Source organism: Pseudomonas sp. AGC41 (genome assembly GCF_057334555.1).
The window spans coordinates 78,525-86,846 of record NZ_JBHFJB010000039.1; the positions used below are offsets into that span (position 1 = coordinate 78,525).

The following is an 8,322-nucleotide window of genomic DNA, read 5'->3' on the forward strand; positions in this document are numbered from 1 at the left end:
CCGCTACGCAGCCCAGCGGGAGCAAGCTCCCTCGCCACAGGATCTACAAAAATAGAGAAATGATCGTTACCCCATGCGCATAGAACCCCGCCAGTTACCCGCCACCCTGCCGTTTCTCGGTGACCTGCCGCCGTTGTTGACCCGTCTTTACGCAGCACGTGGCGTGCAGTCCGAAGCGGAGCTGGACAAGAGCCTGGCGCGTCTGATTCCTTATCAGCAGCTCAAGGGGATCGATGCCGCGGTGGACCTGCTGGTGGTGGCGCTGGAGCAACGCCAGCGGATTCTCATCGTCGGCGATTTTGATGCCGATGGCGCGACCGCCAGTACCGTGGGCATGCTTGGTCTGCGCCTGCTCGGTGCGGCCCATGTCGACTACCTGGTGCCCAATCGCTTTGAATATGGCTATGGCCTCACCCCGGAAATCGTCGAAGTCGCCCTGACACGCGCGCCGCAATTGTTGATCACCGTGGACAACGGCATCTCCAGCGTGGAAGGCGTGACAGCGGCGAAAGCGGCCGGCCTCAAGGTGCTGGTCACCGACCACCACTTGCCGGGGCTCGAATTGCCGGCGGCCGATGCCATCGTCAACCCGAACCAGCCCGGTTGTGAATTCCCGAGCAAGGCACTGGCGGGCGTCGGGGTGATCTTTTATGTGCTGATGGCCCTGCGGGCCCGTCTGCGCAGCCTCGGTTGGTATGCCAGCAAGCCGCAACCGAACATCGGCGAATTGCTCGACCTGGTGGCGCTGGGCAGCGTCGCCGACGTGGTGCCGCTGGATGCCAACAACCGGATCCTGGTGCACCAGGGCCTGGAGCGCATTCGTGCGGGACGCGCCCGGCCTGGCATCAAGGCCATCCTGGAAGTGGCCAAGCGCGAGCACTCGCGCATTACCTCCACCGACCTCGGATTCATCCTCGGGCCGCGCCTGAATGCGGCGGGGCGGTTGGACGACATGAGCCTGGGCATCGAATGCCTGCTCACCGATGACCCGGCGCTGGCACGGGAAATGGCGGCGCAGCTGGATGGCATGAACCAGGACCGCAAATCCATCGAGCAAGGCATGCAGCGTGAAGCCCTGGCCCAGCTCAAGGACCTGCCGGTGGAGTCGATGCCATTCGGCTTGTGCCTGTTCGATCCGCAGTGGCACCAAGGCGTCATCGGCATCCTGGCGTCACGCATGAAGGAGCGCTACTTCCGTCCGACCATTGCCTTCGCCGATGCCGGGGACGGCCTGCTCAAAGGGTCGGGTCGCTCGGTGCCGGGCTTTCATATCCGCGATGCGTTGAGCGTTGTCGCGGCGCAGCATCCGACCCTGATCAGCAAATACGGCGGTCACGCCATGGCAGCGGGGCTGACGTTGCCGGAGGCGAACTTCCCGTTATTCGCCGAGGCTTTTGACGAAGAGGTACGCCGGCAACTGCGTGAAGAAGACCTGACGGGGCGGCTGCTGTCGGATGGCTCTCTGGCGGTGGAGGAGTTCCACCTGGAATTGGCCCGGGCACTGCGTCACGCCGGGCCATGGGGGCAGCATTTCCCGGAGCCGGTGTTTCACGGCGTGTTCCAGTTGGTCGAGCAGCGAGTGGTGGGCGAACGGCACCTGAAGGTCATTCTCAAGACCGAGTGCGGTTCGGTGAAACTCGATGGCATAGCCTTCGGCATTGATCGCGAGATCTGGCCCAACCCCACCGTGCGCTGGGTGGAGTTGGCCTACAAGCTTGACCTCAACGAGTTTCGTGGCCAGGAAACGGTGCAGTTGATGATTGCTCACATCGAGCCGCGGTAGTCCTGCCATTCCCCAAGCGAACCTGTGGCGAGGGGGCTGCGCAGCCCAGCGGGAGCAATCTGCCTCGCCACAAGAGCTTTCTCTCCACAGGGAAAATGGGGTTACGGGCGAATCTCGATCATCGTCCCATCCGGCACCAGGTTCCACACCTCACGCATATCCACATTGCGCATGGCGATGCAGCCATCGGTCCAGTCCAGCGTATGGAACAACTGCTCGGGGTTCTCCTCCGAATCCGGCGTGCCATGGATCATGATCATCCCCCCCGGCTCCACGCCTTCGCGGCGGGCGCGGGCGGCGTCGCTGATGTTGGGGTAGGAAATGTGCATCGACAGGTAGAAGCGCTCGCTGGTCTTGCGCCAGTCCAGCCAGTAGAAACCCTCAGGGGTGCGCTTGTCGCCTTCGATCAGCTTGGGGCCTTTCTTGGCGCCTTTGCCCAGGGAGATGCGATAGGTCTTGAGCGGCTTGCCGTCGTTGATCAATTGCAATTGATGGGCGGACTTCAGCACCAGGACTTTTTCAATGACCTTGCCGTTATAGGTTCCCACGGCGGCGGCTTGGGACACAGCGGTGAACGACAGGCAGAACAGGACAAGCAACCAGCGCATTAAAACGATATCCCTAGAGGTGTCGCGACTATATTGATGTTCAGGTATTGGCAGGCTGGGCCAGCGGTGGTATCGACTCGGATCGTACCGGGTAATCCTCGGCCCGTCGGTCAGCGTAAAAGTATTCCAGGGTACGGCCCACCGTGCGGAAAGCCAGCTCGTCCCAGGGAATTTCGGTTTCTTCGAACAGCTGCACTTCCAGGCTCTCGGGCCCGGCGGCAAAATCCATGTCGACCAGCTCGGCGCGGAAGAATACATGCACCTGGCTGATGTGCGGTACGTCGATCAACGTATAGATGCTCAGGTTTCGCACCCGGGCGCAGGCTTCCTCGGCGGTTTCACGCACGGCGGCCTGTTCGACGGTTTCGCCGTTTTCCATGAAGCCCGCCGGCAACGTCCAATAACCGCGGCGCGGCTCGATGGCGCGGCGGCATAAAAGCACCTTGCTACCCCAAGTCGGTACACATCCGGCAACGATATTGGGGTTCTGATAATGGATGGTGTGGCAGGTGTCGCAGACGAAGCGCAGGCGCGAGTCGCCCTCGGGTATGCGCTGGGTCACCGGGTTACCGCACTGGCTGCAGAATTTCATGCTTGGATTCCTGAAGGCTGCGCCTATCTTGGCGTGTGCGGGCGGGTGTCGGCAAGTTGTCGTTTCGCGACATGACGCGGTGCGGGGCTTGGGCCGCTTGGCTGATTGGTGCATGATGCTAGGCAGCGAATAAATCGAGAAGTCTCATGCTGGACGAGCTACTGCATCGAGTAAGCAACCATACGCCGCGCGATCTGGAGACCGATCGGCGTTTCCCTGAAGCGGCGGTGCTGGTGCCGATCACCCGCAGCGACGAGCCGGAACTGGTCCTGACTTTGCGCGCCAGCGGGCTCTCGACCCATGGCGGCGAAGTGGCTTTCCCCGGGGGGCGCCGCGACCCGGAAGACCCGGACCTGATTTTCACTGCCCTGCGCGAAGCCGAAGAGGAAATCGGCTTGCCGCCTGGCCTGGTGGAAGTAATCGGCCCCCTCAGCCCGCTGATTTCCCTGCATGGCATCAAGGTCACGCCGTATGTCGGGGTGATCCCCGATTACGTCGAGTACCAGGCCAACGATGCCGAGATCGCCGCGGTCTTCAGCGTGCCGCTGGAGTTTTTCCGCAAGGACCCACGCGAGCACACCCACCGCATCGATTATCAGGGCCGCAGCTGGTATGTGCCCAGTTATCGCTTCGGCGAATACAAGATCTGGGGCCTGACGGCGATCATGATCGTCGAGCTGGTCAATCTGCTGTACGACGCCGGTATCGACCTGCACACACCGCCCAAGAGTTTCATCAATACCTGACGCCCCGAGGACTCCCATGAAATACCGCCTGGGCGATGCCCGTGTCGAAACCCACCCACAGAGCTGGGTCGCGCCCAACGCCACGCTGGTGGGCAAGGTCCGCCTCGAAGAAGGCGCCAATGTCTGGTTCAACGCCGTGCTGCGCGGCGACAACGAACTGATCCTGATCGGCAGGAACAGCAACGTGCAGGACGGCACCGTGATGCACACTGATATGGGTTTCCCGCTGACCATCGGCACCGGCGTGACCATTGGCCACAACGCCATGCTCCACGGCTGCACGGTGGGGGATTACAGCCTGATCGGCATCAACGCGGTGATCCTCAACGGCGCGAAGATTGGCAGGAACTGCATCATCGGCGCCAACTCGCTGATTGGCGAAGGCAAGGAGATTCCCGACGGTTCGCTGGTGATGGGCTCGCCGGGCAAGGTCGTGCGCGAGCTGACCGAGGCCCAGAAGAAGATGCTCGAAGCCAGCGCGGCGCACTATGTGCACAATTCGCAGCGTTATGCCCGCGACTTGGTCGAGCAAGAACAATGAGCCCGGTTGAGCGCCCGGTTCCCTCGCCCTGCGTAAACATCTGCGCGCTGGACGATGACGACATCTGCACCGGTTGCCAGCGCACGGTGGCGGAAATCACCCGCTGGAGCCGGATGGACAATGAAGAGCGGCGCGGCGTCCTGGCGTTGTGTCACGAACGGGCCAAGGCCAGTGGGTTGGTGTGGATGTTGCCGGCGAAACCTTGATTGTGATTACGCGCCACAAGGGCATCTCACAAGGCTTTAATCGATCGTCGTCCAACCCACCGATCCAACCCCACCACCCCCAGCGCGATCCCGATAAACCCCGCCAATATCCCTCCGGCGTTGATCAGCACCTGTGGATAACCCAGAGTCGCCACATCAATGAAAGGGTAGGGGTAGGCCGCCAGCAGATTCCCGCGCAGCAGGATATAACCGAAGTACACCAATGGATAAAGCATCCACAGCCCAATGTGGCGCAGGCGCAAGCTGCCCTTCGGCACGCAGAACCACCAGTAGCCGATAAACAGCACGGGCATCACGTCGTGCAGCAGTTCGTCGGCAATGAACTGCCAGCCTTCGGGATGCCAGAGGTGGCGCAGCAGCAGACTGTAGGCCAGGCCAACCAGGGCAATGCTCACGGCGATACCGCTGCGTACCGCTGGCCCGAGGAACCAGCGCCGCGCCGCTGAATCGCGGTGGGTCAGTTCGAAGCTGAGCACCACCGCCACCAGCGTATTGGTCTGCACCGTGAAAAAACTGAAGCAATTCACCAGCCCGCCCAGCAGGCTCGCGCCCAGTTCCCAACGCCCCAGCAGAATCAAATACAACTGGATGCTCAGACCCGACCAGCCGAGCAGTGCCGCCATCGACACGAAGCCGCGCCGCAGGGGAATTCCAACGCCCACGACTCACACCGGCCGTTTCGTGCGCATCAGCTTGACGTACAGGCGCTCGACTTTTTCCCGCGCCCACGGCGTCTTGCGCAGGAAGGTCAGGCTCGACTTGATGCTCGGGTCACTCTTGAAACAGCGGATATCGATGCGTTCGGCCAGCCCCGACCACTCGTAGTGTTGCACCAGGGCATTGAGGATCTGCTCCAGCGTCACGCCGTGCAGTGGGTTGTCGTTGTGTTCGGTCATGAAGCCTGTACGCCAGGTAAGTGATATGCCGCGCACCTTAGCCGAGGTGCCGTTCGGGTGGAAGCGTCGCGCTTGAAAGCGCCGACAGACGACGTTGAAGCCTGTTTGACTGTTACCGAATCCGAAAGGCTCCTTGTCGGTAAAAGCGCTTTCGCTATTTGTAACAGAACATTATCCTTGCGCCGCTTGCTGAAACGGTTCTGCTGGCCTGCCAGAGCGTTTGCGTTTGTTCAATCCCTAGAAAAAAGATCAAGAAACCCTTCTTTATGTTTGATGCCCGGACTCTGCCAGACAGCGCTGTCCGGACTCGCCGCCAGGCGGACGACGCGCCGATCGACGGGATCCAGTCGTCGTTCTGATGGCCAACGCAAGCCCAGCGGCAGCGCGTCAACCGATCACTTTTTTACTGAACCATGCCTGCGCGAGATCGTCATCTAAAGTGATTACTTGCGCGGGACTCTTTAAAACGTCACGGAGATACACACTATGAGCACTGAGGGTGCTTTGAGTCGAAGCCGTCTGTTACCGAGCCTGCTCGGCATTCTGCTTCTATTGATGGGCCTGGCCCTGTTGGCCGGGGGAATCAAGCTGAGCACGCTCGGCGGCTCGCTGTATTACCTGCTGGCCGGTATCGGCCTGGCGCTGACCGGCGTCCTACTGATCCTCGCTCGCCGTGCGGCGTTGGGGCTGTATGCGCTGGTGCTGTTCGCCAGTACCGTATGGGCCCTGTGGGAAGTGGGCCTGGACTGGTGGCAACTGGTGCCGCGCTTGGCGATGCTGTTCGCCCTGGGCGTCGTCATGCTGCTGCCATGGTTCCGCCGGCCGTTGCTGACTGCCGATGCGTCGCCGATGGGCACCCGCGCATTGGGCGCTGCGGTGATCATCGCCGGTATCGCCGCGCTCGCCAGTCAGTTCACCAACCCGGGTGAAATCAAGGGCCAACTGGACCGCGACAGTGTGCCGGGCATGGCCAACACCGCACCGGCGATGCCGGACGGGGACTGGAACTCCTACGGCCGCAGCGCCCACGGCGACCGTTATTCGCCATTGGCCCAGATCACCCCACAGAACGTCAGCCAGTTGAAGGAAGCCTGGACCTTCCGCACCGGTGACCTGCCAGGGCCGAACGACCCGGGCGAGACCACCGCTGAAAACACCCCGCTCAAGGCCAACGGCATGCTCTACGTGTGCACGCCGCACAGCCAGGTGATTGCGCTGGAGCCAGAAACCGGCAAGGAAATCTGGCGTTTCGATCCGAAGCTTTCCACGCAGAATGCGGAAAACTTCAAGGGTTGGGCCCACATGACCTGCCGCGGCGTGAGCTATCACGACGACGCCGTGTACGCCTCGGCCGAGCAGAGCCCGACCGGCGCCGCCAGCACCACGCCGGCCAGCACCGTGTGCCCACGGCGGATCTTCCTGCCAACCGCCGACACTCGCCTGATCGCCCTCAACGCCGACACCGGCAAGATGTGCGAAGACTTCGGCGACAAGGGCCAGGTCGACCTGACCGCCAACATCGGTGGTTTCACCGCCGGCGGTTACTACTCCACCTCGCCACCGGCGGTCACCCAGAACCTGGTTGTGATCGGCGGCCACGTCACCGATAACGTTTCCACCGACGAGCCAAGCGGTGTCATCCGTGCCTACGACGTGCACACCGGCAAGCTGGTGTGGAACTGGGACAGCGGCAATCCGGACGACACCACGCCGATTGCCGAAGGCCAGACCTATACGCGCAACTCGCCAAACATGTGGTCGATGTTCAGCGTCGACGAAAAACTCGGCATGCTCTACCTGCCGATGGGCAACCAGACGCCTGACCAGTTCGGTGGTTTCCGCACGCCCGAGTCGGAAAAATACGCTGCCGGCTTGACCGCGCTGGACATCGCCACCGGCAAGGTGCGCTGGTACTTCCAGTTCACCCATCACGACCTGTGGGACATGGACGTCGGCGGCCAGCCGACCCTGATGGACCTCAAGACTGCTGACGGCGTGAAACCGGCCGTGCTGGCTTCGACCAAGCAGGGCAGCATCTACGTGCTGGACCGCAGCAACGGCCAGCCGATCGTGCCGATCAAGGAGATCCCGGTGCCGCAAGGCGCGGTGGAAGGCGACTTCACTTCACCGACCCAACCGATGTCCGACCTGAACTTCGTGCCGCCGGACCTCCAGGAACGCGACATGTGGGGCGTGACCCCGTTCGACCAGATGCTCTGCCGGATCGACTTCAAGTCGCTGCGCTACGAGGGCATGTTCACACCGCCGTCATTGCAGGGCTCGATCGTCTATCCAGGCAACTTCGGTGTGTTCGACTGGGGCGGTATCTCGGTGGATCCGGTGCGCCAGATCGCTTTCGTCAACCCGAGCTACATGGCGTTCAAGTCGAAACTGGTGCCGGCGGCGGAAGTGGCCGGTGGCCCGGGTCGCAAGAGCGAAACCGAAGGCGTTCAGCCGAACAAGGGCGCGCCGTATGGTGTGATCCTCGAAGCGCTGCTTTCGCCAATGGGGCTGCCTTGCCAGGCACCGGCCTGGGGTTATGTAGCGGCCGTCGACCTGACCAACAACAAGACCCTGTGGAAGCACAAGAACGGCACCGTGCGCGACAGCTCGCCGGTTCCGATCCCGCTGAGCATGGGCGTCCCGAGCCTGGGTGGCACGTTCACCACCGCCAGTGGCCTGGCGTTCCTGAGCGGCACGCTTGACCAGTACTTGCGCGCCTATGACGTGAAGAACGGCAAGCAGCTGTGGGAAGGCCGCCTGCCCGCCGGCGCCCAGACCACGCCGATGACCTACACCGGCAAGGACGGCAAGCAATACGTGCTGGTCGTAGCCGGCGGCCATGGCTCGCTGGGGACCAAGCAGGGCGATTATGTGATCGCCTACAAGCTGCCGGATTAAGCAGAACCGCGCCCAAGAAAAAGGGGGC

9 protein-coding genes are annotated in these 8,322 nt (G+C 62.2%); 5 read left to right on the forward strand and 4 right to left on the reverse strand.

Annotated elements, in window-relative coordinates:
* Positions 1 to 73 precede the first annotated feature (73 nt).
* A complete protein-coding gene (recJ, locus tag ACE04F_RS07345; RefSeq protein WP_486105615.1) occupies positions 74 to 1,783 on the forward strand; it encodes a single-stranded-DNA-specific exonuclease RecJ in 1,710 nt (569 codons plus the stop codon).
* A gap of 101 nt (positions 1,784 to 1,884) precedes the next feature.
* Here the strand turns inward: recJ and ACE04F_RS07350 are convergent, their stop codons facing one another.
* Positions 1,885 to 2,391 carry a L,D-transpeptidase family protein gene (locus tag ACE04F_RS07350; RefSeq protein WP_305496533.1) on the reverse strand — a complete coding sequence of 169 codons (507 nt, stop codon included), beginning with the start codon at positions 2,389 to 2,391 and terminating at the stop codon, positions 1,885 to 1,887.
* A gap of 40 nt (positions 2,392 to 2,431) precedes the next feature.
* Positions 2,432 to 2,983, reverse strand: a complete 552-nt coding sequence (locus ACE04F_RS07355; protein WP_486105616.1) for an NUDIX hydrolase — start codon at positions 2,981 to 2,983, stop codon at positions 2,432 to 2,434.
* Positions 2,984 to 3,129: 146 nt separating this feature from the next.
* Here ACE04F_RS07355 and ACE04F_RS07360 point away from each other — a divergent pair, with 146 nt between their 5' ends.
* Genes ACE04F_RS07360 through ACE04F_RS07370 form a run of 3 tightly spaced genes read left to right on the forward strand, consistent with a single transcriptional unit; the run spans position 3,130 to position 4,476 of the window.
* Entirely contained in the window at positions 3,130 to 3,729 is a 600-nt protein-coding gene (locus tag ACE04F_RS07360) for a CoA pyrophosphatase (RefSeq protein ID WP_305496529.1), read from the forward strand.
* Between the two features lie 16 nt (positions 3,730 to 3,745).
* Positions 3,746 to 4,270 carry a gamma carbonic anhydrase family protein gene (locus ACE04F_RS07365; RefSeq protein WP_305496527.1) on the forward strand — a complete coding sequence of 175 codons (525 nt, stop codon included), beginning with the start codon at positions 3,746 to 3,748 and terminating at the stop codon, positions 4,268 to 4,270.
* Positions 4,267 to 4,476: a DUF1289 domain-containing protein gene (locus ACE04F_RS07370; protein ID WP_486105617.1), complete on the forward strand. Its 210-nt coding sequence runs from the start codon at positions 4,267 to 4,269 to the stop codon at positions 4,474 to 4,476. Before ACE04F_RS07365 ends, ACE04F_RS07370 begins: the two co-directional genes overlap by 4 nt.
* Before the next feature lie 26 nt (positions 4,477 to 4,502).
* On the opposite strand, the gene ACE04F_RS07375 is transcribed toward ACE04F_RS07370, so the two are convergent.
* Positions 4,503 to 5,120: a Pr6Pr family membrane protein gene (locus tag ACE04F_RS07375; RefSeq protein ID WP_486105721.1), complete on the reverse strand. Its 618-nt coding sequence runs from the start codon at positions 5,118 to 5,120 to the stop codon at positions 4,503 to 4,505.
* A gap of 42 nt (positions 5,121 to 5,162) precedes the next feature.
* Entirely contained in the window at positions 5,163 to 5,393 is a 231-nt protein-coding gene (locus tag ACE04F_RS07380) for a VF530 family protein (protein WP_486105618.1), read from the reverse strand.
* A gap of 486 nt (positions 5,394 to 5,879) precedes the next feature.
* On the opposite strand from ACE04F_RS07380, the gene ACE04F_RS07385 reads away from it, so the two are divergent.
* On the forward strand, positions 5,880 to 8,294 hold the full coding sequence (locus tag ACE04F_RS07385) for a glucose/quinate/shikimate family membrane-bound PQQ-dependent dehydrogenase (RefSeq protein ID WP_486105619.1): 2,415 nt from the start codon (positions 5,880 to 5,882) through the stop codon (positions 8,292 to 8,294).
* Positions 8,295 to 8,322 lie beyond the last annotated feature (28 nt).

Bases quoted from the DNA above. Each gene is read 5' to 3' on its own strand.
- recJ (WP_486105615.1), top strand. From the start codon at position 74: ATGCGCATAGAACCCCGCCAGTTACCCGCCACCCTGCCGTTTCTCGGT.
- ACE04F_RS07350 (WP_305496533.1), bottom strand. From the start codon at position 2,391: ATGCGCTGGTTGCTTGTCCTGTTCTGCCTGTCGTTCACCGCTGTGTCC.
- ACE04F_RS07355 (WP_486105616.1), bottom strand. From the start codon at position 2,983: ATGAAATTCTGCAGCCAGTGCGGTAACCCGGTGACCCAGCGCATACCC.
- ACE04F_RS07360 (WP_305496529.1), top strand. From the start codon at position 3,130: ATGCTGGACGAGCTACTGCATCGAGTAAGCAACCATACGCCGCGCGAT.
- ACE04F_RS07365 (WP_305496527.1), top strand. From the start codon at position 3,746: ATGAAATACCGCCTGGGCGATGCCCGTGTCGAAACCCACCCACAGAGC.
- ACE04F_RS07370 (WP_486105617.1), top strand. From the start codon at position 4,267: ATGAGCCCGGTTGAGCGCCCGGTTCCCTCGCCCTGCGTAAACATCTGC.
- ACE04F_RS07375 (WP_486105721.1), bottom strand. From the start codon at position 5,120: ATGGCGGCACTGCTCGGCTGGTCGGGTCTGAGCATCCAGTTGTATTTG.
- ACE04F_RS07380 (WP_486105618.1), bottom strand. From the start codon at position 5,393: ATGACCGAACACAACGACAACCCACTGCACGGCGTGACGCTGGAGCAG.
- ACE04F_RS07385 (WP_486105619.1), top strand. From the start codon at position 5,880: ATGAGCACTGAGGGTGCTTTGAGTCGAAGCCGTCTGTTACCGAGCCTG.